This is a genomic window from Rhodococcus sp. 06-462-5 (assembly GCF_002258315.1).
Lineage (GTDB): Bacteria > Actinomycetota > Actinomycetes > Mycobacteriales > Mycobacteriaceae > Rhodococcoides.
In genome coordinates this window covers 96,687-121,544 of sequence record NZ_NOYD01000046.1, presented here as the reverse complement: position 1 = coordinate 121,544, position 24,858 = coordinate 96,687, and the positions used below count along the sequence as shown (strand labels likewise).

13 protein-coding genes are annotated in these 24,858 nt (G+C 65.7%); 9 read left to right on the top strand and 4 right to left on the bottom strand.

The window, feature by feature from the left end; all coding sequences use genetic code 11:
- The first annotated feature begins 30 nt into the window (after nt 1-30).
- Both rfbA and CH251_RS20465 read left to right on the top strand, forming a co-directional pair.
- Nucleotides 31-903, top strand: a complete 873-nt coding sequence (rfbA, locus tag CH251_RS20470; RefSeq protein WP_094614780.1) for a glucose-1-phosphate thymidylyltransferase RfbA — start codon at nt 31-33, stop codon at nt 901-903.
- Entirely contained in the window at nt 900-1,484 is a 585-nt protein-coding gene (locus tag CH251_RS20465; RefSeq protein WP_094614779.1) for a dTDP-4-dehydrorhamnose 3,5-epimerase family protein, read from the top strand. Before rfbA ends, CH251_RS20465 begins: the two co-directional genes overlap by 4 nt.
- A gap of 175 nt (nt 1,485-1,659) precedes the next feature.
- Here the strand turns inward: CH251_RS20465 and CH251_RS20460 are convergent, their stop codons facing one another.
- A complete protein-coding gene (locus tag CH251_RS20460) occupies nt 1,660-2,178 on the bottom strand; it encodes a GtrA family protein (protein ID WP_094614929.1) in 519 nt (172 codons plus the stop codon).
- Between the two features lie 47 nt (nt 2,179-2,225).
- Between CH251_RS20460 and CH251_RS20455 the strand changes: the two genes are divergently transcribed.
- From CH251_RS20455 to CH251_RS20425, 7 genes are all read left to right on the top strand, one after another.
- On the top strand, nt 2,226-3,677 hold the full coding sequence (locus tag CH251_RS20455) for an FAD-binding oxidoreductase (RefSeq protein WP_094614778.1): 1,452 nt from the start codon (nt 2,226-2,228) through the stop codon (nt 3,675-3,677).
- On the top strand, nt 3,674-4,438 hold the full coding sequence (locus tag CH251_RS20450) for a decaprenylphospho-beta-D-erythro-pentofuranosid-2-ulose 2-reductase (protein WP_037187221.1): 765 nt from the start codon (nt 3,674-3,676) through the stop codon (nt 4,436-4,438). Before CH251_RS20455 ends, CH251_RS20450 begins: the two co-directional genes overlap by 4 nt.
- A gap of 5 nt (nt 4,439-4,443) precedes the next feature.
- Nucleotides 4,444-6,333, top strand: a complete 1,890-nt coding sequence (locus CH251_RS20445; RefSeq protein ID WP_094614777.1) for a galactan 5-O-arabinofuranosyltransferase — start codon at nt 4,444-4,446, stop codon at nt 6,331-6,333.
- A gap of 60 nt (nt 6,334-6,393) precedes the next feature.
- A complete protein-coding gene (locus tag CH251_RS20440) occupies nt 6,394-8,163 on the top strand; it encodes a glycosyl transferase (protein ID WP_094614776.1) in 1,770 nt (589 codons plus the stop codon).
- A complete protein-coding gene (locus tag CH251_RS20435) occupies nt 8,141-11,344 on the top strand; it encodes an arabinosyltransferase domain-containing protein (RefSeq protein WP_094614775.1) in 3,204 nt (1,067 codons plus the stop codon). Before CH251_RS20440 ends, CH251_RS20435 begins: the two co-directional genes overlap by 23 nt.
- A gap of 76 nt (nt 11,345-11,420) precedes the next feature.
- Nucleotides 11,421-14,738, top strand: a complete 3,318-nt coding sequence (locus tag CH251_RS20430; RefSeq protein ID WP_094614774.1) for an arabinosyltransferase domain-containing protein — start codon at nt 11,421-11,423, stop codon at nt 14,736-14,738.
- A 328-nt stretch (nt 14,739-15,066) separates the two neighbouring features.
- Nucleotides 15,067-16,029 (top strand): hypothetical protein, encoded by a 963-nt coding sequence (locus tag CH251_RS20425; protein ID WP_143537861.1) that lies wholly within the window; start codon nt 15,067-15,069, stop codon nt 16,027-16,029.
- A gap of 161 nt (nt 16,030-16,190) precedes the next feature.
- Here CH251_RS20425 and CH251_RS20420 read toward each other — a convergent pair whose 3' ends face one another.
- The 3 genes from CH251_RS20420 to fadD32 are packed head-to-tail and all read right to left on the bottom strand — an operon-like array spanning nt 16,191 to nt 24,774.
- On the bottom strand, nt 16,191-17,735 hold the full coding sequence (locus CH251_RS20420) for an acyl-CoA carboxylase subunit beta (RefSeq protein WP_094614772.1): 1,545 nt from the start codon (nt 17,733-17,735) through the stop codon (nt 16,191-16,193).
- 3 nt (nt 17,736-17,738) lie between these two features.
- Nucleotides 17,739-22,832 carry a polyketide synthase Pks13 gene (pks13, locus tag CH251_RS20415; RefSeq protein WP_094614771.1) on the bottom strand — a complete coding sequence of 1,698 codons (5,094 nt, stop codon included), beginning with the start codon at nt 22,830-22,832 and terminating at the stop codon, nt 17,739-17,741.
- A gap of 43 nt (nt 22,833-22,875) precedes the next feature.
- Nucleotides 22,876-24,774: a long-chain-fatty-acid--AMP ligase FadD32 gene (fadD32, locus tag CH251_RS20410; protein ID WP_094614770.1), complete on the bottom strand. Its 1,899-nt coding sequence runs from the start codon at nt 24,772-24,774 to the stop codon at nt 22,876-22,878.
- Between the last annotated feature and the right edge of the window lie 84 nt (nt 24,775-24,858).

Sequence of the window (24,858 nt, the reverse complement as noted above, 5' to 3'; positions counted from 1 at the left end):
TGATCGGAGGGTCTGGAAGACTTCGCGGTCATGCGGGGAATCATTCTGGCGGGCGGCACGGGCTCGCGTCTTCATCCGATCACGATGGGCGTCAGCAAGCAGCTGGTCCCGGTCTACGACAAACCGATGATCTACTACCCGCTCTCGACACTGATCCTGGCCGGGATCCGCGAGATCCTCATCATCACCACCCCCCAGGACGCCGACCAGTTCACCCGCCTGCTCGGTGATGGCTCCCAATTCGGCATCTCCCTGACCTACAAGGTCCAACACGAGCCGAACGGCCTCGCCCAGGCATTCGTGTTGGGTGCCGAGCACATCGGCACCGACTCCGCAGCATTGGTGTTGGGCGACAACATCTTCTACGGCCCCGGCCTGGGCACCCAACTGTCCCGCTTCGACACCATCGACGGCGGAGCCGTCTTCGCCTACGAGGTCTCCGACCCCACCGCCTACGGCGTCATCGAATTCGATGCCAACCGCAAAGCCATCTCCCTCGAAGAGAAGCCCGCCGCCCCGAAATCGAACTACGCCGTCCCCGGCCTGTACTTCTACGACAACGACGTCATCGCCATCGCCCGCGACCTGCAGCCCTCCGCGCGCGGGGAATACGAGATCACCGACGTCAACCGTCACTACCTCGATGCCGGCCGCCTGCAGGTCGAAGTCCTCCCGCGCGGTACCGCCTGGCTCGACACCGGCACCTTCGACTCCCTCCTCGACGCCTCGAACTACGTGCGCACGATCGAACAACGCCAGGGTCTGAAAATCGGGTCCCCCGAAGAGGTGGCGTGGCGACGCGGATTCATCACCGACGACGAACTGCGCGCCCGCGCGGACAAGCTCGTCAAGTCCGGGTACGGCCGCTACCTGCTGGATCTGATCGACCGAGGGAACCGATGACCTTTCGTGAGTTGAGCATTGCCGGTGCCTACGAGTACACCCCACGCCAGTTCGGTGACGATCGCGGTGTGTTCTTCGAATGGTTCAAAGCCAGCCTCTTCGAGGAATCCACCGGGCGGTCGTTGGACCTGCTGCAGGCGAACTGCTCGGTCTCCGCCGCAGGCGTGCTGCGCGGGATCCACTTCACCACCAACCCGCCCGGGCAAGCCAAATACGTCACCTGCGCCCGCGGAGCCTTCCTCGACGTGATCGTCGACCTCCGCGTCGGGTCACCGACCTTCGGGCAGTGGGATTCGGTGCTGATCGACGACATCGACCGCAAAGCGGTGTTCCTCTCCGAAGGCCTCGGGCACGCGATCTTGTCGTTGGAGGACAACTCGACCGTCATGTACCTGTGCTCACTGGAGTACACCCCGGCGCTGGACCGCGACATCAACCCCCTCGACCCGGCCCTGGGCATCGACTGGCCCACCACCGCCCGCGACGGATCGCCGTTGACCTACGAACTCTCCGACAAGGACACAGCCGCCCCCACCCTCGCCCAAGCCCTCGAACGCGGAGACCTGCCGGGCTTGTCGTGAGCGGCGGGACGAGGCGGCGACGCCAGATCGGGCAAACGCGCGCGCGTTCGTCAGGCGCGCGGAGAATCGTCCGTGACCGCGCGCGAGAATGCACGCGTCTGGCAAGTGCGCGCGCGTTCGCGAACCCCCGGGGGCGAACCCGCGTCTGCGAACCGCCGGGGGCGAGCCCGGGAACTCAGCGAATCTTGAAGATCACGAATCGCTGAACGAGGAAGTTGATGACCGTCGCCGTGCCCTGCGCGATGACGAAGGCCACGTTGGCGTACCAGAAGCCGTCGGGAAGAGCCTGGTAGAGCCAGGTGTAGATGCCCACCTGGACGGCGAAGGTGACGCCGTACAGCGCGACTACGGCGAAGAACCTGGCCCGTGACGGAGCTGCGTTGAACGTCCAGCGCCGGTTGATCAGGTAGGCCGTCGTCGTTCCGAGAACGAAGCCGATGGCCTTGGCCAGGGTCACACCGACGCCGAACACGAAATGCAGGATCAGGTTGACGCCCTGGTCGACGATCGCCGACAGCACACCCGTCGCCAGGAAACGCAGCACCTGCGTCTTGAGATCGAGGGCTGCGTCGGCGATGTTCTCGGTCAGCGGCAGCTCGACGGGTAGCGGGACGTGATGCTGCAACTCTTCGTCCTCGGGCGACCAGTCGTCGTCCGTCGAGCCTTCTTCTGCGGAGCGGTCGGGGGTGGACACGAGGACTGACACTAGCCGCTGCTGCAGTGCGGGTACCCTCTTGAGCGATGTCCACGACAGCCGACGACGCACTCTTCCCCCTGGAACCACAGGCCGGGAACACTGCGCCGCTACCCACGCAGACCCGCACACTCACCGGTTGGGGCCGCACTGCGCCCTCCACTGGAGAGGTGCTCTCGACCTCCGACCCCGAGCTCATCGCGAACGCGGTCAAGCAGGTCGCCGAGCAGAACGACTCCAAGCCGGCCTATCTCCGACGCGGCGTCATCGCCCGCGGCCTCGGCCGCTCCTACGGTGACAACGCGCAGAACTCCGGCGGCCTGGTCATCGACATGAATGCGCTGAACGGCATTCACAGCATCGACGCGTCCACTCGCATCGTCGATGTCGACGGTGGCGTCAACCTCGATCAGCTGATGCGCGCCGCGCTGCCGTTCGGTCTGTGGGTACCGGTGCTGCCGGGTACGCGCCAGGTCACCATCGGTGGGGCGATCGGCACGGACATCCACGGCAAGAACCATCACAGCGCGGGTAGCTTCGGCAACCACGTCCGCTCGATGGAACTGCTGACCGCAGACGGACAGATCCGCCACCTGACGCCGTCGGGCAAGAACGCCAAACTCTTCTGGGCGACGGTCGGGGGCAACGGCCTCACCGGCATCATCCTGCGCGCGACCATCGAGATGACGCCGACGGAAACGGCCTACTTCATCGCCGACGGCGACGTCACCAGCACCCTCGACGAAACCATCGCGCTGCACAGCGATGGCAGCGAGAACAACTACGACTACTCGAGCGCATGGTTCGACGCGGTTGCGCCGCCGCCCAAGCTCGGCCGCGCAGCCCTCTCCCGTGGATCGTTGGCCCGGCTCGACCAGCTGCCGGAGAAGTTGCAGAAGGATCCGCTGCGGTTCAACGCGAAGCCGCTCGTGACGTTCCCGGACATCTTCCCGAACGGTCTGGCGAACAAGTACACGTTCTCCGCCGTCGGCGAGGTCTGGTACCGCAAGGCCGGCAACTACCGGAACAAGGTTCAGTCCCTGACGGCGTTCTATCACCCGCTGGACATGTTCGGTGAATGGAACCGCGCCTACGGCTCCAAGGGCTTCCTCCAGTACCAGTTCGTGGTGCCGCCGGAGGCCGTCGACGAGTTCAAGAAGATCATCGTCGACATCCAGCGGTCGGGTCACTACTCGTTCCTCAACGTGTTCAAGCTGTTCGGGCCGGGCAACAAAGCGCCACTGAGCTTTCCGATTCCCGGTTGGAACATCTGCGTCGACTTCCCCATCAAGCCGGGTCTCAACGAATTCGTGCGCGAGCTCGACAAGCGCGTTCTCGAATTCGGTGGTCGTCTCTACACCGCGAAGGACTCGCGGACCACCGCCGAGACGTTCCACTCGATGTACCCGCGAATCGACGAATGGATCAAGGTTCGCCGATCCGTCGACCCCACAGGCGTTTTCGCCTCCGATATGGCAAGAAGGTTGGAACTGCTGTGACGATAGATGCCGTCGGTAACCCCCAGACGATTCTGGTTCTGGGTGGCACCAGCGAGATCGGTCTCGCGATCACCGAGGAGTACCTGTCGAAGTCACCGGCACGTGTCATCCTCGCTGCGCTGCCGAACGATCCGCTTCGCGAGAGCGCCGTCGCACAATTGAACGCCAAGGGCGCGAAGTCCGTCGACGTCATCGACTTCGATGCACTCGACACCGCCTCGCATCCCAAGGTGATCGACGCGGCATGGGCCAAGGGTGACGTCGACGTCGCCATCGTGGCCTTCGCCGTCGACTTCGATGCCGAGCAGCTCTGGCAGGACCAGCGCAAGGCCGTCCTCGCCGCGAACATCAACTACACCGCCTCCGTCTCGGTCGGCGTGCTGCTGGGCGAGAAGATGAAGGCGCAGGCCTACGGCCGCATCATCGTCATGTCCTCGGTGGCAGGCGAGCGGGTACGTCGCTCCAACTTCGTCTACGGCTCCACCAAGGCCGGCCTCGACGGGTTCTACCTCGGGCTCGGAGAAGCGTTGCGCGAGTTCGGACCTCGGGTTACCGTCGTTCGCCCGGGCATGGTGCGCACCAAGTTCAGCGCGCACGTCAAGGAAGCCCCGATGACCGTCGACAAGGAGGTCATCGCCAAGCTCGCGGTGAACGCGTCGCGCAAGGGCACCCCGCTCATCTGGACTCCCGCTCCGTGGCGTCTGGTGATGATGGTGCTGCGGCACGTACCGCGGCCGATCTTCCGCAAGCTGCCCATCTGATTTCGATGACAATCGGGGTTGCACCGGCTCGCAGAACCGCCTCTGCCGTCGGCGAGATCGCTGCCGGTGTGCTCGTCGCAGTCGTGGTGGCGACGGTCGGGTTGTACGCCTTCTCACTGGTTCAGTGGCCTGCGTTCAACTCGTCCAACGTCACCCGCGCCATCACGACGCTCGGCCAGGTGGTTGCGGCAGCGCTGTTCGCCGCATCGATCTACCTGTACCGGATTCACAAGTGGCCGTGGGTCGCTCGGCTCGCGGCATGGATCGGGCTGAGCGGATTCGTCACCGTCACCCTCGGGATGCCGCTGGCTGCAACCAAGCTGTATCTGTTCGGCATCTCCGTCGACCAGGAGTTTCGTACCGAATACCTGACGCGACTGACGGATTCGGCGTCGTTGCGCGACATGACCTATGCCGACATCCCGCCGTTCTACCCCGCAGGCTGGTTCTGGCTCGGCGGACGAGTCGGCAACATCCTGGGCATGGACGGCTGGGAAGTGTTCAAGCCCTACGCAATCGGGCTGCTCGCCGTCACCGCCGTCGTGTCGTTCGTGCTGTGGAAGGCGCTGATCCGTGCCGACTGGGCCGTCGCCGTCAGCGCCGTCACCACCGCACTCGTCGTCGCCCATGCCTCCCCCGAGGCGTACAGCGCCGTGATCGTGATGCTCTTCGCTCCGGCACTCGTCCTCGCGTGGGGTGCGCTGCACCGAAGTGCATCAGGCGGGTGGGGAGCGGTGATCGGCACCGGACTCTTCCTCGGTCTGGCCGCAACGTTCTACACCCTGTATCTCGGTTTGGCTGCTTTCACCGTCGTACTCATGGCGCTGTTCGCAGCCGTCCTCGCCTATCGCGAGCGAAAGTCCTGGAACGTGCTGGTTCCCATCGCGATCAAGGTCGCCTCGATCGCCGCGATCTCGGGCCTCATCGCCGCAACCGTGTGGCTGCCGTATCTGATCGACTTCCTGCGCGGCGCACCGTCCACATCCGGCACAGCGTTGCATTACCTGCCCGAAGCCGGTGCGACGCTTCCCTTCCCGATGTTCGAGTTCTCCCTGATGGGCGTGCTGTGCCTCATCGGCACGGTGTGGGTCGCGGTGCGGTTCTCGTCCTCACGCCGGGCGCAGGCACTCGGCGTCGGCGTCGTCTCCATCTATCTGTGGACGCTGCTCTCCATGGCCGCCACTGCCGCGGGCACCACCCTGCTCTCGTTCCGCCTCGAAGCGGTGCTGATCGTATTGCTCGGCAGCGCAGGCGTTTTCGGCTTCCTCGAAGGCAGTCACGCGATCTACCAGGCCATCAACGAGCCACCCAAGTTCCGCATCGCGGCCGTCGTCGTGGCGGCCATCGGTGCCATGACCTACGCGCAGAACATCCCCCAGGTACTGCAGACCGAGATCACCGTCGCGTACTCCGACACCGACGGTGACGGCAACCGCGCCGACATGCGTCCGCCGAGCGCGGTCTCGTACTACCGCGAAGTCGACGCCGCCTTGACCGAGCAGACGCAGCGTCCGCGCGACGAGACCGTCGTACTGACCGCGGACACCTCGTTCCTCAGCTACTACCCGTACTTCGGATTTCAGGGATTGACCTCGCACTACGCCAACCCGCTGGCACAGTTCGATCAACGAGCCGAGGCCATCGAGCAGTGGACCGAACTCGAGACTCCCGATCAGTTGGTCGACGCGCTGAACACCAGCCAGTGGCGTGCACCGGACGCGTTCCTGTTCCGCCGCGGAGCCGACGGCTACACCCTGCGCCTGGCCGAGGACGTCTACCCGAACGACCCGAATGTGCGCCGCTACACCGTCACCTTCCCGGAGTCGTTGTTCGAGGATCCACGCTTCACCGTCACCGACATCGGACCCTTCGCGCTGGTAGTGCGCACGTCGTAGCTGTGTGACCCAGGTCGTTCGAGTTTCCGCCCACCGTGATCTTTCTGTAACCTCGACGCGATGACCACCCACGACCAGAGAGTTCTCGAGCGGCAGCCGACTACGGCACCGGCTCGACACTCCGGCGTCGGACGTGGTGACGTCGTTGCGGCGGTCGGATTTCTTATCGCTGCGGTCTACGTTCTGCAGGGTCAATGGCGCAATCTGGGTGGCGGCTACCTCTACAACAGCGGCCAGGACCAGACGATGTGGGAGTGGTTCTTCTCCGTTGCCGCGCATTCGGTTGCTTCGCTGAGCAACCCGCTGGCGAGTGACCTGCAGAATTACCCGCTCGGGGTCAATCTGATGGCGAACACGGCAATGTTCGGCATCTCGATCCCGCTGGCCCCGATCACGTTGCTCTTCGGCCCGACCGTGACCTGGGCAATTGCCCTCACCATCGGCCTCGCCGGCACATCGTTCGCGTGGTTCTGGCTGTTCTCCCGCCAGCTCAACTCATCCAAGGGTGCCGCGGCCATGGGCGGTGCGCTGTGCGGCTTCGCGCCCGGCGCGATATCGCACGCCAACGGCCACCCCAACTTCGTGGTGCTGTTTCTGCTTCCCGTCATCGCCATGCTGGTCACCCGCATCGCACGCGGCGGCGGAACCACCAAGAACACCGTCGGACTCGGCCTGATCGTCGCGCTGCAGATCCTGCTCGGCGAAGAGCCGCTGCTGATTTTCGCGATGTCGTTCGGCATCTTCGCCGTCGTCTACTACATGTCGCGGCCGCGTTCGCTGTGGCCCGCCGTCCGCAATGCCGTGCCCCGACTCGCCGTATCGGCCGGCATCGCGTTGACGCTCGTGGCGTTTCCGCTGTGGTGGCAGTTCTTCGGCCCGCAGTCGTACTCGTTCCTCGAACACGGGCCGATGGGCAACGACGCCAAAGCGCTGTTCCAATTCCCGACGCAATCCCTCGGCGGCGAGGCGACGCCGGGGCAGAACGTCCGCATCAACGCCACCGAGGAGAACGCTTACTTCGGCTGGCCGCTACTGGTGCTGTGCCTGGTTGCCGCGGTGTGGATGTGGCGAGTCGCGTGCGCCCGTGCCGCCGCTGCCACCGCGATCGTCATGAGCGTGCTCTCGCTCGGCGCGACTCTGGTGATCGGCAAGGACGACACCGGCATCACGCTGCCGTGGACGAAGCTCGCCGAATACCCCCTCGTCGAATCCGTGCTCGAGACCCGGTTCGCGTTGGGTGCGGTACCTGCTCTCGCCCTGCTGCTCGTCCTGGCCACCGATCGCACGGTTCGCAACGGACTTCGCCCGTTGCCTGCGTTCTGGATCGCCGGACTCGCCCTCGCGCTCGTGCCCCTGATCCCGACGCCGCTGGTCACCGTCGACAAGTCTCCGACCCCGGAGTTCTTCGCCGACGGTGAGTGGGAGAACTACGTCGACGACGGTTCCGTCGTCACCGTTCCCCTCCCGCGGCCCGAGGACGCGCGCCCGCTGCGCTGGCAGATGGACGCCGACATGGGCTTCAAGCTCGCCGCCGGATACTTCGTCGGACCGAGCGACAAAGAAGACAAGGTCGCCAAGTACGGAGCCGTCGACCGGCCCACCGCACTGCTGCTCGGCTCGGTCTACGACTCGGGCACCGTTCCCGAGATCACCGACGATCAGCGCAGTCAGGCAGCGCAGGACATGGCGTTCTGGGAGGCCGACGTCGTGGTGCTGCCGCCGAGCAAGAACACCATCGCCCTACGCACCACCGTGACCGACCTCGTCGGTGTCGAGCCTCGATACACCGGTGGCGTGTGGGTGTGGGATGTGCGGACGCTCGTCCCATAGCATCGTCGGCGTGCCCGAGACCGCTCCGAACCTCAAGACCTCCCGGCTGATAGCGATCGTCACCGGCATCATCGGTGCGATTCTCGCCATCGCGACTCCCCTGCTGCCGGTTCAGCAGGACGTTGCCACCCTCTCGTGGCCGCAGAGCTCGTTCGGCAGCGTCAACGCCCCGCTGGTGAGCTACTCGCCCGTCGACTTCGAGGCGACCGTTCCGTGCAGCGCGGCCAGTGCTCTCACCGACGGCGGCACGCTGATCTCCACCGCACCCATCGCGGCTGCGAAGACCGAGCAGAAGGCACTGATCGTGCGGGTCGACGACGGCCGACTGCAGGTTCTGCTGCGTGAGCGCGTCCTCGCCGAGGCTCCCGTCGCAGAGCTGTCCGAGAACTGCGCCCTGACGGTTACGTCGAACGCCACCAGCACCGTCGTCGACCTGGACGGCGAGGCGATTACGGTGGACGGTGACATCCGCCCGCAGGTCGTCGGCATCTACACCGACCTCACCGCACCGGTCGACGGCCTGAACGTGCGCGCGGACATCGACTCGCGTTACTCCTCGAGCCCCACCACATTCAAGTTGCTGGCCATGATCGTCGGCGCACTCGCGGTCATCGCATCGCTGTTCGCGCTCCATCGCCTCGACAGCATGGACGGTCGACGCCACCGCCGATTCCTGCCCTCGCGCTGGAAGTCGATCACCGGCGTCGACGCCGTCGTGGTCGGCGTGCTGGTGCTGTGGCACTTCATCGGCGCCAACACCTCCGACGACGGCTACCTGCTCAACATGGCCCGCGTCTCCGAGAACGCCGGCTACATGGCCAACTACTTCCGCTGGTTCGGCGTCCCGGAAGCGCCGTTCGGCATGCCCTACTACGACATGCTCGCCGCTCTCGCCAAGGTCAGCACGGCCAGCATCTGGATGCGCCTGCCCGCCACCATCGCGGCGCTGCTGTGTTGGCTGGTGATCAGCCGCGAGGTGATCCCCCGCCTCGGTCGGGCGGTACTGACCAACCGTGTCGCACTGTGGACCGCGGGCTTCGTGTTTCTCGCCTTCTGGCTGCCCTACGACAACGGACTGCGCCCCGAACCGATCATCGCCCTCGGCGCACTGCTCACGTGGTGCTCGATCGAACGCGCCATCGCCACCGGACGACTGCTGCCCGCCGCCATCGGCACCCTGATCGCCGCGTTCTCCCTCGCCGCCGGACCCACCGGATTGATCGCCGTCGCCGCCCTGCTCGCAGGCCTCCGCCCGCTGGTGATGATTGTGGTCAAGCGGGCTCGCCAGGTGGGACTGCTCGCCGTTCTCGCGCCGCTGGTCGCGTCGGGACTGGCGGTGCTGATCGCGATCTTCGCCGACCAGACTCTGAGCACCGTCCTCGAGGCGACCCGGGTGCGCTCGGCCATCGGACCGAACGTGCCGTGGTTCGAAGAACGCGTCCGCTGGGACGCGTTGATGACCATCTCGCCCGACGGCTCGCTCGCCCGACGATTCGGCATGTTCGCCATGCTGCTCTGCATCGTCGTGTGCATCGCGGTGATGCTCCGCAAGAACGGACGCATCCCCGGGACCGCCACCGGGCCGTCGCGTCGGATCCTCGGAATCATCCTGGGCGCACTGGCTCTGATGATGTTCACCCCCACCAAGTGGACCCACCACTTCGGGGTGTACGCCGGTCTCGCGGCATCGTTGGCCGCGCTGGCAGCCGTTGCCGTCACTGCGGCGACCGTCCGATCCCCGCGCAACAGAACACTGTTCACCGCCGCCGTACTGTTCCTGACGGCGGTGGCGTTCACCAGCTCGAACGGGTGGTGGTACGTCTCGAGCTACGGCATTCCGTGGTTCGACAAGCCGCCGTCCATTGCCGGAAAGGGCTTTTCGACGATCCTGCTCGGCCTGACGGTTCTGACGCTGCTCTACGCCGCCTATCAGCACGTCCGATTGCCCTATCGCAGAGAAGAACCCACCACGCGTCGACGCTTCGCGCCGTCCGCGCTGACCATCGTCGCCGGCGGGGTCGTCGCCTTCGAGGTGCTCTCGTTCGTCAAAGGCGCTGTGGCGCAATACCCGGCGTACTCCATTGCCCGATCGAACTTCTCCGCCCTCGCCGGAAACTCGTGCGGACTCGCCGGCGACGTGCAGGTGGAGACCGACGTCAACGGCTCGGTCCTGCAACCGCTCGATCCCGCAGCCGACGCACTGGGTGCCGGAGGGAGTACCGGCTTCACCCCCGACGGCGTCGCCCAGGACCTGACCGCAGACTCCGAGGACACCGCTCAAGGCAGCGCCAACTCCATCCGACCCGAGGACTCCGAACAGAGTGCGGCGGCCACCTCGTCGAACTCTGCGGGCACCTCCGGCGGAACCAACGAGAATGTCGGAATCAACGGCAGCACAGTCGCTCTGCCGTTCGGTCTGAATCCTGCAACCACTCCGGTGCTGGGCAGCTTCGGAGCCACCGAGCCTGCGTCGCTGACCTCCGGTTGGTACGCATTGCCGGGGGAAGGCGACCTGATCGCCATCGCCGCCGCCGGCCGTATCCGCTCGGTGGACAAGGACGGCGTCGTCACCCCGGGCCAACGCGTCGAACTGGAATACGGGCGCCGCGACGGTAGCGACGTCCAGGCACTGGGCCGCGTCACCCCCCTCGATATCGGCCCGTCGCCGTCCTGGCGCAACCTGCGGGTCCCGATGAGCGATCTACCGGCCGAGGCAGACGTCGTGCGCATCGTGGCCGAGGACAACGACCTGGCCGGCGATCAATGGCTTGCCGTGACCCCGCCGCGCGTCCCGAACACCCAGACGCTGAACTCACTGGTCGGATCGACCGATCCGGTGTTGCTGGACTGGGCCGTCGGACTTGCGTTTCCGTGCCAGCGACCGTTCGATCATCGCGACGGCGTCGCCGAGGTACCGAAGTACCGCATCCTGCCCGACCGCACCGGGGCCGAATCCACCAATGCCTGGCAGGACTCGATCGGCGGCGGCCCGCTCGGCTGGACCGAACTGCTCCTCGGAGCGGAGACACTGCCGTCGTACCTCGCCGACGACTACTCCCGAGACTGGGGATCGATCGAGAGATACATGCCACTCGATCCTGACGCGGCGGCGGCCGAGATCGACGTCGAGCAGCGGTCTCGGTCCGGATTGGCCAGCGACGGACCGATGAAAACCGACTGATTCCCTGGTTCTGTAATTATTCCCGGGGACGGTGCCTGTGTGACCTCTTCGTCACGCTCGCATAACATCGACTCTCGTGCCCGACGTCGTGACAGATTCATCAGCTGGTCCACCCGTTCCCGCTCCACTGCGAGCCTCGGACGAACTTCGTGCTCAGGTACGAATTCCCCGGCTGATCGCCATGGTGGCCGGCGTTCTCGGTGTGCTGTTCGCGCTGATCACTCCGTTCGCACCCGTCACTCAGACCACCGCCACCATCGCGTGGCCGCAGAACGGCCTCCTGCAGGACGTGGACGCCCCGCTGGTGTCCCAGGCACCCCTGAGCCTCACCGCGACCCTCCCGTGCTCTGCCGTCGCAGCACTCCCCGCGTCGGGCGGGCTACTGCTGGCGACGGCGCCCCCGCAGGGTGAAGGCGCGGCACTGAACAGTCTGTTCGTTCGCGTCGGCGAATCGAACGTCGACGTTCTCGACCGCAACGTGGTCGTCGCGACGGCACCTCGCGCCGACGTCGAGAGCACGCGCTGCGCGACCATCGAGATCACCTCGAACGACCAGTACACCTCCGCGGCATTCACCGGACTGACCGATGACGACGGCCAACCGATCCAGGGCCGTCTCGACGGCGACCTACGTCCCCAGGTCGTCGGCATCTTCAGCGATCTCAGCGGCGCGGCCCCGGCCGACATGTCGGTCACCGTCGACGTCGACTCGCGCTTCTCGTCGTCGCCGACGCTCCTGAAGTCTCTGATCATGATCCTCGCGATCGCCTGCACCTTGTTGGCCATCGGCGCACTCGGTCGGCTCGACGGCACCGACGGTCGCGCGCATCGCCGCTTCTTCCCCTCGCACTGGTGGAAGTTCACCGGCGTCGACGTCACCGTCCTCGGTGCTCTGGTCGGTTGGCACTTCGTCGGCGCGAACACCTCCGACGACGGCTATCTGCTCACGATGGCCCGCGCCGCCGATCACTCCGGCTACATGGCCAACTACTTCCGTTGGTTCGGCGTCCCCGAGGCCCCGTTCGGCTGGTACTACGACGTACTCGCCGTCTTCGCCAAGATCTCGACCGCCAGCCCGTGGATGCGCCTGCCCGCCCTCATCGCAGGCGTCCTGTGCTGGATGGTGATCAGCCGTGAGGTGGTGCCACGCCTCGGCCGCGCCGTCCGCAAGTCCAACGTCGCCCTGTGGACCGGCGGACTGGTGTTCCTCGCGTTCTGGCTGCCGTACAACAACGGTCTGCGCCCCGAACCGATCGTCGCCCTCGGAGCGCTCCTCACCTGGTGCTCGGTGGAACGATCCATCGCCACCGGCCGACTGCTCCCCGCCGCCGCAGCATGTCTCATCGGAGCCTTCACCCTCGCCGCAGCGCCGACCGGATTGATGTGTGTGGCAGCGCTTCTCGCCGGGGCCCGGCCCATCGCGCGCATCGTCGTCCGACGCCACCGCCAGGTCGGCACCCTCGCGATGCTGGCACCGTTGGCCGCAGCCGGCGTACTGGTCCTCGTCGTCGTCTTCGCCGACCAGACGTACGCGACGGTCATCGAATCCACCCGAGTCCGCACCATCATCGGCCCCAACGAGGCGTGGTACCAGGACTTCCTGCGCTACTACTACCTCTTCGTCCAGACCGTCGACGGCTCGGTCGCACGCCGCTTCGCATTCCTGACGATGATCCTGTGCCTGTTCACCACACTGTTCGTGCTGCTGCGTCGCCGACGCATCCCCGGCATCGCGAACGGGCCGGCCTGGCGTCTGCTCGGCGTCGTGCTCGGCACCATCTTCTTCATGATGTTCAACCCCACCAAGTGGACTCACCACTTCGGTTCCTACGCCGGCATCGCCGGTGGCCTGGCCGCGCTGACGGCCGTCGCCGTGTCGGCCAGTGCCCTGCGCTCGCGGCGAAACCGATCGCTGTTCACCGCCGGACTGATGTTCGTTCTCGCACTGTCCTTCTCGGGTATCAACGGCTACTGGTACGTCTCGAGCTACGGCGTGCCGTGGTTCGACAAGACGGTGTCGCTGGGCGGCAACGAATCCGGCACCCTGTTCCTCATCCTCTTCGGACTCGTCCTCGCCGTAGCCGCATTCCAGTACCTACGTGAGGGATACGCTCCCCCACAACCGAAACCGACATCCGCGCGCGGCAAACGCATCCGTAAGTTCGCTGCCGCACCACTGACCGTCATCGCCGGAATCATGGTGCTCTTCGAGATTCTCTCGCTCGTCAAGGGAGCCGTCTCGCAATACCCCGCCTATTCGTTGGCCCGCTCGAATGTGCAATCGGTACTGGGTAATTCGTGCGGACTCGCCAACGATGTCCTCGTCGAATCGAACCCCAACGCAGGCGTGCTGAGCCCGCTGCCCGAGGAGTTCGACCCCGTCGCAGGACCCCTCGGCGGATCGAGCAGCACACTGCGCAACTTCACCGCCAACGGCGTTCCCAGCGACCTCAGCGCCGACGCCGTGGAAGTCAAACCAGGACAAGGCAATACCGACCAGCAAGCCGTCGGACCCGCCTTCGAGGAAGGCCAGAGTTCGGGTACCGCGGGAGGCACCGGCGAAGTGGGCGTCAACGGCTCGTCCGCCGCCCTGCCCTTCGGTCTCGACCCGGCCACCACCCCCGTCCTCGGCTCCTACCAGGAAGGCGTCCAGGAGCCCGCGTCTGCCACCTCGAGCTGGTACCAACTACCCGCCCGCAGCGACGACGCTCCCCTGGTCGTCTTCTCCGCAGCCGGACGCATCTGGTCCTACGACGACACCGGAGCCCTCACCTACGGACAGTCGCTACTGCTCGAATACGGCAAGCGTCAGCCCGACGGTAGCGTCCAGGCTCAGGGCACCTACCTTCCGCGCGACATCGGACCCGCACCCTCGTGGCGCAACCTCCGAATCCCGTTGGCGAACATCGCACCCGACGCCGACGCCGTCCGCATCGTCGCCAACGACCCCAACCTCACCGGCGACCAATGGCTCGCATTCACCCCGCCGCGAGTTCCGGTGATGGAAAACCTGAACACCATGATCGGCAGTGAGCAGCCCGTGCTGCTCGACTGGGCCGTCGGACTGCAATTCCCGTGCCAACGCCCCTTCGACCACCGAAACGGCGTCGCCGAGGTACCCGGATACCGCATCCTCCCCGACCGCCCACTCGCCGTCAGCTCCACCGACACCTGGCAGTCCGGCGAGAACGGCGGCCCCCTGGGCTGGTCCGAACTACTCGCCAAGCCCGTCACCGTCCCCACCTACCTCGACAACGACTGGGCCAGGGACTGGGGTTCGTTGGAGCGCTACGAGCAGTACTACCCGAGCGCCGTGCCCGCTGAACTCGAAACCGCAGACGTCACCCGATCGGGCTTCTACAAAGACGGACAACTGCGAGTATTCGAGGACTGACCGCCCGCCCGCTTTGCGTCAATGGACCCTTGCACACGTCTCGACCGTGCAAGGGTCCATTCACGTTTCGGCCTGTTGTGGGTCAATGGACCTTTGCATACGTCTGAGCGCGTCAATGGTCCATTCACCTTCCGGTGGGGCAGGGACCGCGGACGCCATCGCGCCATCCGACTCCACTGGCCGGCCCTATCATCCGACTCCGACAGCGTCGTCCGGCTCACGACCGGCCTCAACCAATCCATTCACAGCCTGGTCGGCTATCCACAGACAACCCGCGACAGCGCCTGAACGCGACAAACGTGTCGGTGCGAAATTCCACTCTTCGGGCATGAAAAGACGACTGTGGAATGCGGGTTCATTGTTCGACCTGAGCTCGACTGGCGTCGTGACGCGCAGGCAGCTTCGCGAGGCGGGCGTGAGTGATGCAGCGATCGACGGCAGGTGCGCGGCCGGCGGTCCGTGGCAGCGGTTGCTACCGGGCGTCGTACTGCTGCGCAACGGACATCCGTCGACGCTCGAGCGCTCAGCCGCGGCGCTCGCATACGGCGGAGCGACGAGCATGATCACCGGCTGCGTCGGACTCGATTCGTTCGGATACGGGACCAACGGATCCGCCGGGGACGTCCATCTGCTGTTACCCGCGGAGATGCGTCGGGCATCGGTGTCTTTCGTCCGCGCAGAGCGGACGTGGCGTCTTCCCAAGCCGGTCACGAAGGGCAGCATCCGAGTTGCTCCTCTGGTGCGTTCACTGGTCGACGCCACGCGAGCCGCGAAATCCGAGGCACGGTGCGTCGCCCTGCTGACCGAGGTGCTCCAACGAGACGGCGTGACCATCGACCAGATCGCCACCGAATTGGCCGAAGGGCCGCGTCGCTACAGCGCGCTCACCCGCCGTGTACTTCTCGAGTTACGGGACAACGCGCACTCGGTGGCAGAACTCGAAGACCAACGCCTGTACCGAACAAGCGGACTGCCTGCGATGACGCACAACTGCGACATCTACGCCCGCAGCGGAGAGTTCATCGCCAATACCGACGGTTGGATCGACACCGTGGCGCTGGCACGTGAAATCGATTCCGTAACCCATCATCTGTCACCGGCCGACTACCAGCGGACACAGGCCCGACGCAACCGAATGCGGGCCCACGGACTGATCGTCGTATCCCATTCACCGCAAGACATCCGCGATCGGCCGACACAGGTGCTCGACGACTTGAGGATGAATTACCACCATGCTCTGGCAAGGCCTCGACCGGATGTGGTGATGGTTCCGCGCGAGTCGACCGCGTGAATGGACCATCGAACACATCTGACCGGTGCAGTGGTCCATTGAAACAGCCGCGGCTGATGCGTGAATGGACCATTGCATACGTCTGACCGGTGCAGTGGTCCATTGACGCGAACGGGAGCGGAGCGACCCCCGAATACGACGGACCGCCCACCTAGCTCTGACTAGATCGGGAGCAACGAGTGTTTGCGCGGACTCTTGTGCACTTCTTTGTCCCTGAGTATGTGCAGGGCCTTACGAATTTCGAGGCGCGTTTGTGAGGGCTCGATGACCGCGTCGATGTAACCACGTTCGGCGGCGATCCAGGGCGTTGCCACATGCTCGTTGTAGAAGTTGATGAGCTGCTTGCGCAGAGCCGGTGCGTTCTCGCCGGCCTCGGCGAGTTGTTTACGACTCATGATGTTGATGGCACCTTCGGCACCCATGACGGCGATGCGAGCGGTCGGCCAGGCGAGATTGATGTCGGATCCGAGCTGCTTCGAGCCCATCACCGCGTATCCACCGCCGTACGACTTACGAATCACCACGGTCAGTTTCGGCACCGTCGCCTCGACGAACGAGAAGATGAAGCGGCCACCGCGATGGATGACGCCGAGGGTCTCCTGGTCGACGCCGGGCAGGAAGCCAGGCGTGTCGACTAGGAAGATGATCGGAATGTTGTACGCATCGCTGAGGCGGATGAACCGGGCGCATTTGTCCGCGGCCTTGGCGTCGAGAGCCCCGGAAAGGTGCATCGGCTGATTGCCGACGATGCCCACCGGCCGGCCGTCGACGCGGGCGAAGCCGGTGATGACGTTCGGTGCCGTCTGGCCCGACAGTTCGTGGAATTCACCGTCGTCGAAGATGCGCAGGATGATGTCGTGCATGTCGTAGCCGGCGTTGTCGGCGTCGGGCATGAACGAATCGAGCTTGCGATCGGATTCGGTGATCTCCGGCTCGAGCCCCGGGTTGATCACCGGCGACTCTTCCTGGCAGCTCGACGGCATGTAGCTCAGGTAGTTCCGGATCCACTCGAAAGCGGCCTTCTCGTCGGCGGCCACATGGTGCACGTTGCCGTTGATGGCCTGGACGCGGGCACTACCCAGTTCGTCGAGGCTGACGTCCTCGCCGGTGACGGACTTGATGACGTCCGGACCGGTGACGAACATGTACGCCTCTTCGGTGGCGACCACGATGTCGGTGTTGATCGGGGCGTACACCGCTCCACCGGCACACTTGCCGAGGATCAGGGAGATCTGCGGGCACAGACCGGACAGCGCCTCGTGGCGTCGACCCAGCTCGGCGTACCAGGCCAGGGACGTCACCGCGTCCTGCACACGAGCTCCACCGGAGTCGTTGATGCCGACGACCGGGCAACCCATCTTGATCGCGAAGTCCATGATTCCGGCGACCTTGCGGCCGAACATCTCGCCGACGGTCCCGCCGAACACCGTCTGATCGTGTGAGAACACCGCGATCGGACGACCGTCGACGGTTCCGTGGCCGGTGACGACGCCGTCGCTGTAGAGGGCGGCCGGGTCGTTCGGGGCCTTCACCAGTGCGCCGATCTCGACGAAGCTACCGGGATCGAGCAGCGACTTGACGCGATCGCGGGCACTGGGGATGCCCTTCTTCGCCCGCTTCGCTACGCCGATCTCGCCGGCCGGTTCCTTGGCCTGTTCGAGCTTCGTCCGTAGTTCGGCCAGCTTCTCCGCAGTGGTGCCACTCAAGATCTACGCTCCGGTTCTTGCAGACTCGATGTTCTCGAGCGTCTTCGACAAATGGGCCGCAATTTTTCCAATGTACGGCTCGTCGACCACCGCGAGGTGATCGCCTCCGACGTAGACGATCTCGAGGTCCTCGACCACCGGTCCCCAACCACCGTGCTCTTCGCGGGTGGCGTACGCGGGCTCGAGAGCGATCGCGTCGTCGTGGTACTTGTCGGCCAGGTACAGCGTCACGTGGCCGCCGTACTTCTTGAGCTCGGCCGTTTGGATGGCCCGATTGTCGAGCCACGACGTGCGCTGGTGCTCGATGATGCCGCCGGGGATCTTGGCTCCGCTGAGCTTCACCAGATCGGTGATGATGCGGATCTGCCCCTCGTCGTCCGAGTCGACCAGCTTGTCGTAGGGAATCGGATAGTCGACGTTGTACGTCTTCTTCGCGAACGCCGCGTACCGCTCCCAGCGCTTGCGCACCTCGTCCTTGGTGTCCGGGATCTGCGTACCGGGCATGACGGTGTCGAGCAGCCCGACATAGGCGACCTCGATGCCCTCTTCCTCCATCTGACGCGCCACCTCGTAGGCGAGGATGCCGCCGAGCGACCAGCCGACGAACACGTACGGTCCTTCGGGCTGTATCGCCTTGATCAGCGGCACGTACTCCGCAGCCCGCACGGCGATGGGTCCTTCGACGCGCTCGAGTCCGTACATCGGAGTGCCGGCAGGCAGCTTCCGGAGCAGCGGCTCGTAGGCGACGGTGGAGCTACCGGCCGAGTGGAACGCGAACACCGGTGTGGCGGTGGAACCTTCGGGGCGGGCACGCAGATTGCGTACGACGCCGTCGATCTCACCGTCCTCGAGGTGCGGGCGAACCTTGTCTGCGAGCTGCTCGATGGTCTCCGAGTCCAGGACGTCGTCGAAGGTGATCTCGCCGCCTGCCCGCTCGGTCAGACGAGCGGCCAGCTTCTCGGCCGTCTCGTCGTCGAGGATCGGCAGGGTGTTGAAGATGCCCTTGGCCGATTCCTTCGTCACCACAGCCCATGTCGCGAACGTCATCCGCTCGGCATTGTCGCGCGGAGGCACGTCGGATCCGGCGGCCTCGGCGAAGGCTTCCTTGCCACCCAGGTCGGTCTGCGCCGCGGCAGCTACGGCCGGAGCAGGCTGATACTCGGCGCTCGGAACCGTTGCTTCCGGCGTTGCGATGGCAGTGTCCAGAGCTTCTTCACGAGCACCTGCGCCGTTCTCGGCAGCCTGCTCGGCCGCCTTCTCCGCCGCCTGCTTGTCGGCCAGTGCCTGCACCTCGTCGCGGTTCTCGATCGCGTAGCGCAGGTACTTCTCCACCTCACGCAGGTTCGCGTCGCGCACGGCCTGCAATTGCACTGTGGGGATATCGAATTCGTACTCGACCCGGTTCTTGATGCGCACGGCGCTGAGCGAATCGAGACCGAGTTCGATCAGCGGAACCTCGGGCGGCAGATCCTCGGGCGCGTAGCCCATGGACTCCGCGACGATGACGGCCAATCGATCTTCGAGCTTCTGGTTGCCGTTGGGATCCCAGCGATCCCCGAACGTCTCGACGACCTCCGGCAACTCCTCCATCGGTGACGAGCTCTGCTGTTCCACGGCCACAACGGGTTCCGGACGCACATCACCGGAGGTGACGACGGCCTCATGCAGCAGCGTGAACGCCGAGCCCTCGTGCGCGTGCACCTGCACCGACGCGCCACCGAGGTGCGAGGTCAACGTGGTGACGACCGTGCCCGCCTTCGGCACGGCGGCGTGGGAGACCGAAACACCCAGGGCCACATCGGAGAACACCTGCGATGCGGCAGCCGTGACCAGTGCATCGAAACCGGCGACGGCCGACGCCTGGACCTCCCACACGTGGCGGCCGTCCGGCAATGCGACGCGGGCACCGGGAACTCGCGCGTTGCCGCTGGAGCTGACCTGCGAGTTGAGCCAGAACTCCTTGCGCAGGTATGCAGTTCGCGGGATGTCGGCGTACGGGCCGGACTCGAACAGCGTTGCCAGTTCCAGTGCGTGACCGTGGACATAGAGCTGCGCCAGGGCAGCGAGGAACGTCTCGGACTCGTCCTCCTTGCGCTTGAGCGTCGGGATCAGAGTCGAATCGGCGACGCCTGCAGCCCATGCCGTGGCGGCAACCGACATCAACGCGACGGGGTTGGGAGCGAGCTCGACGAACGTCGTGTGACCGTCTCCCACAGCGACATTGACGGCCTGCGTGAACCAGACCGGATGACGCATTCCCTTGGTCCAGTAGTCGACACCGTGGATCGCCGCATGCCCGACGCGATAGTGCGCCTCACGATCGACCGACGAGTAGACCCCGGCAGTGAGTTTGCCGGGTTCGATTCCGGCGAGTTCGGCGGCCAGCTCACCGAGCAGCACGTCGACGGCTGCGGTGTGTCCGGCTCCCTTGACGTCGAGGAGTCGGGCCATCTTGCCTGCGGCCTCGGCCATCTCGACGAGAGCCTCGACCTCGGCGCGTGGCCCGCCGACGGTGGTGTGCGTCGGTGCTGCGTAGACGCAGGGTTCGACGTTGGGGAACTGATCGGTGAGCGTCTTGACCTCGTCCGGGGTGTATTCGACGAGGGCCATGGCACCCTGCGATGCGGCTCCGAGTCCTTCCTGGCCCTCGGCCAGCAGTCGCGAGCGGGCGTAGATGATGCGCACTGCGTCTTCGAGATTCAGACCCCCGGCGACGTATGCGGCCGCGACCTCACCCATCGAGTGCCCGATGACGGCCGACGGCTCGGCACCGTGCGCGCGAAGCGTTGCCGCCAAGGCGATCTGGATGACGAAGATGCCCACCTGGGAGTTCTCGAACTCGTAGGTCTGCGAGTCGTCGAGGATGATCTCGCGGATGGAGTAGCCGGCCTCGTCGACGAGCAGCTCGTCCACCTTGTCGACCTCTGCGGCGAACACCGCGTTGGTGCGGTAGAGCCGCGACGCCATCTTGCGGTGCTGTGAGCCGAAGCCGGAGAACACCCACACTGCGCCGTTGGAGGCGGGCGAATCCGCGGAGAACACACCGGGTCCCGGCTTGCCTGCGGCGATGGCGCGCAGTCCCGCGATCGCCTCGGCCGTGGTGGATGCGAGAACCACTGCGCGCGAACGCCCGTGGTTGCGGCGCGCCAACGTGCGGCCGACGTCGACGAGAGGCGTCGTGCTGCCCTCTTCGGTTTCGAGCCAGTCGGCCAACTCTCCGGCGGCTCGCTTACGGCGCGACGGAAGGGCCGCGGACACAGCGAGAATGACCGTCTCCGAACCGCTTTCAATATCGGACAGAATCGTCTCGGCCTCGGCTACCGGATCGGTGGTCTCGACCTCCGAGACTGCAGATTCAGCCTCGGGCTCGGCCACGATCGGCAGCTCGGCACCGGAGACGTCGGTGAGACCCTCGACGAGAACGGCTTCCGGGTCCACGGCCGCGGGGTCGAATGCGCCGTCGGTCTCGCCCGGGACGTACTCGCGCACGACGACGTGGGCGTTGGTGCCACCGAATCCGAAGCCGGAGACGCCCGCGACGGCCTTGCCGGTGTACCGCGGCCAGTCGGTGGCCTCCGGGATCACCTTCAGGTGCGCCTTGTCGAAGTCGATGTACGGGTTGGGGCCCACGTAGTTCAGCGACGCGGGAAGCTTGTTCTCCTGCATCGCGAGGACGACCTTGATCAAACCTGCTGCGCCTGCGGCAGATTCGAGGTGCCCGAAGTTGGTCTTCGCCGATCCCAGCAGGGCCGGCTTGTCCGCGTCACGGCCACGACCGACCACACGACCGAGAGCGTCGGCCTCGATCGGATCGCCCAGAATGGTTCCGGTGCCGTGCGCTTCGATGTAGTCCACGCCCGACGGGTTGATACCGGCGTCGCGGTAGGCGAACCGCAGTGCATCGGCCTGTGCGTCCGGGTTCGGCGCGAGCAGACCGTTGGAGCGGCCGTCCTGGTTGATCGCGGATCCGGCGATGACGGCGAGGATGTCGTCCCCGTCGCGTTCGGCGTCCTCGAGTCGCTTGAGCACGACGAGTCCGCCGCCCTCGGAGCGGATCATGCCGTTGGCGTCGGAGGAGAAGGCCTTGATGCGGCCGTCGGGCGCGAGCACGCCCGTCTGGCCGAATCCGACGGTGATGGGCGGGGCGAGCAGCATGTTGACGCCACCGGCAACGGCGAGATCGGATTCACCGGTACGCAGACTGCGTACTGCCTGGTGCACGGCGACCAGCGACGACGAGCACGCGGTGTCGACGGCGATCGACGGCCCGCGGAAGTCGTAGAAGTACGACACTCGGTTGGCGACGATGGCGGTGGACGTACCGGTGAGCGCATACGGGTGCACGGCCGGGTCACTGACTGCGATGAGCTGGTAGTCGTTGGAGGAGCTGCCGATGAATACGCCGACCTGGCTGCCCTTGATCGAGCTGGCCGGAATGTGCGCGTGCTCCAACGCTTCCCAGGTCAGCTCGAGCGCGAGCCGCTGCTGCGGATCGACGTTGACGACCTCGTTGGGCGACATCGCGAAGAACTCGGCGTCGAAGGTCTTGACGTCGTCGAGGTAACCGCCCTTGGTCACCGTTGCGGCCACCGCAGCAGCGATGACGGGATCGGAGGTGAATTCCTGCCAGCGGCCGTCGGGCAGATCGGTGATGCCGTCGCGACCCTCGATCAGCAGCGACCACATCTCTTCCGGAGTCTGTCCGGTGCCAGGGAAGCGGGAGGACAGGCCGACGATCGCGACGTCGTGTGCGTCGCCCGAGTGCCCGCCGCTGGTGTAGAACGCATCGTCGACGGTGCCGACCGGCTCGTCCGGCTCGCCCTCGATGATGATCTTGGCCAGCGAGGCAATGGTGGGGTGCTGATAGACGACGGTGGCGGTCAGGGTGACCCCCACCAGCTCCTCGATCTCGCCGCTCAGTGCGACGGCATCGCGAGAGGACAGACCGAATTCCTCCATCGGGCGGTCGTCGGAGATGGCCGACGCCGGTTGCCCGGTCGCGTCCGCAACCCAGTTGCGCAGCCAGTCCCGCAGCTGGGCAACCGTGAGGTCTCCGCCGTCCACGCGCTCGATTTTGTCTGTCTCTAGTTCAGCCATTACTCACCAAGTCGTGTCGGAGGAAAAACGGAGGGTGCGTCCGTCAGTCGGGCAGTTCTGCGTCCGGGAAGGCCGTCTGCTGGTAGCCGCCACGCAGCGTGCCCTCGATGTACGCGGCCTTGCAAGCGCGTCGAGCGATCTTGCCGCTCGACGTACGCGGAATGGAACCGGCCGGGACGAGGAGCACGTCGCGAACGGTGACGCCGTGTCGTGCGGAGACCGCGGTACGCACCTCGTCGGCGATCGGAGCCGGGTCCGCCTTGCCGGAGCCGGGTGCGCGCTCGGCGACGATGACGAGCTGCTCGGAGCTGTCGTCGGAGTCCTTGGTCAGGGCTGCGCCACTGAACTCGAACACGATGTCCGGGAGCTGGTTGAGCGGGACGGCGAAGGCCGCGACGAAACCGGGACGCAATGCCTTGCTGGCTTCCTGGGCCGAGAACTCGAGGTCCTGCGGGTAGTGATTGCGGCCGTCGACGATGACGAGGTCCTTCACGCGGCCGGTGATGTAGAGCTCGCCGTCGTGGTAGACGCCGAAGTCGCCGGTCCGCATCCAGTTGCCGCCCTCGGGAGCGCCGTCTGCGTGCGAGCCCTCGGGATTGCGGTGGACGAGCTTGTTGTGGAAGGTCTCCGAGGTCTCGGTTTCGCGGCCCCAGTAGCCCTTGCCGATGTTCTCGCCGTGCAACCAGATCTCGCCGACGTGCTCGTCGGCAACTTCGGTGGCGGTCTCGGAATCGACGATGGCGGCCCATTGGCTGCGGGCGACGGTTCCGGTGGACACCTGCGGGATCGCGCCGGGGGCGTCGGGGGCGACGACGACGAAGTTGCCCGCGTTGAGCTCGACGCGGTCGACGTAGACCACCTTGGCCTCGTCGGCGTGCTTGCTGGTCGAGACGAACAGGGTCGCCTCCGCCATGCCGTACGACGGCTTGATCGCGGACTTCGGCAGACCGTAGGGGCCGAACGCCTCGTTGAACTTCTTCATCGAGGACGTGGTCACGGGCTCGCTGCCGTTGATCAGACCGATGACGTTGGACAGGTCGAGGCTCTCGCCGTTCTTCGGCAGACCACGCTGGGCGGCGTGCTCGAACGCGAAGTTCGGTGCTGCTGCGAAGGTGCCTGCGCCGTCGGAGACCGCGGCGAGTTCCTTGATCCAGCGCCAGGGCCGCTGCACGAAGGCGCGCGGGCTCATGATGGTGATGTACTTGCCGCCGAGCGCCGGGAGGATGACGGTGAGCAGGCCCATGTCGTGGAACATCGGCAGCCAGGTGACGCCGCGGGAGTCGTGGTTGATCTCCATGCTGTCGACCATCTGCAGCGCGTTGACGCCGACCGCGCGGTGCGTGATCTCGACGCCGGCCGGGGTCCGCGTCGAACCGGACGTGTACTGCAGGTAAGCGATGTCGTCGAGCCCGGCCTCGGGCTCGACCCATGTTTCACCGACGCTGTCCGGGACCGCGTCGACGGCGATGATCCTGGGACGCTCCGCGGCGGGCAGCGCGCGGAAGAACGCACGCACGCCTGCTGCCGAGTTGCTCGCGGTGAGGATGGCGCTCGGCTTGCAGTCGCCGAGGACGGCATGCAGACGATCGGTGTGACCGGGCTCGTCCGGATCGAACAGGGGTACCGCGATGGTGCCCGCGTAGATCGCTCCGAAGAAGGCGATGACGTACTCGAGGCCCTGTGGTGCCAGGATGGCCACTCGATCACCGGGCTGGGTGACCTGCTGCAGGCGAGCCGCGACAGCTTTGAGGCGAGTACCGAACTCGGCCCAGGTCAGCTCGTGAGCTTCGCCGTCACGTTCCCTGGAGTAATCGACGAACCGGTACGCGAGCGTGTCGGAATTCTCCTTCACGTTCACCTCGACGTGGCGGACGAGCGTCTGCCCTTCGCCGATGGTGATATGCCCGTTCTCATCGATGAATTCATCGAACGTGTGGCTCATTACTTCAATCTCCTCCGACACGAATCCGCTGCCACACAGCCTGCGTGACCTGGGCCCGCACGACCGGCTACGTGCATGCAGACA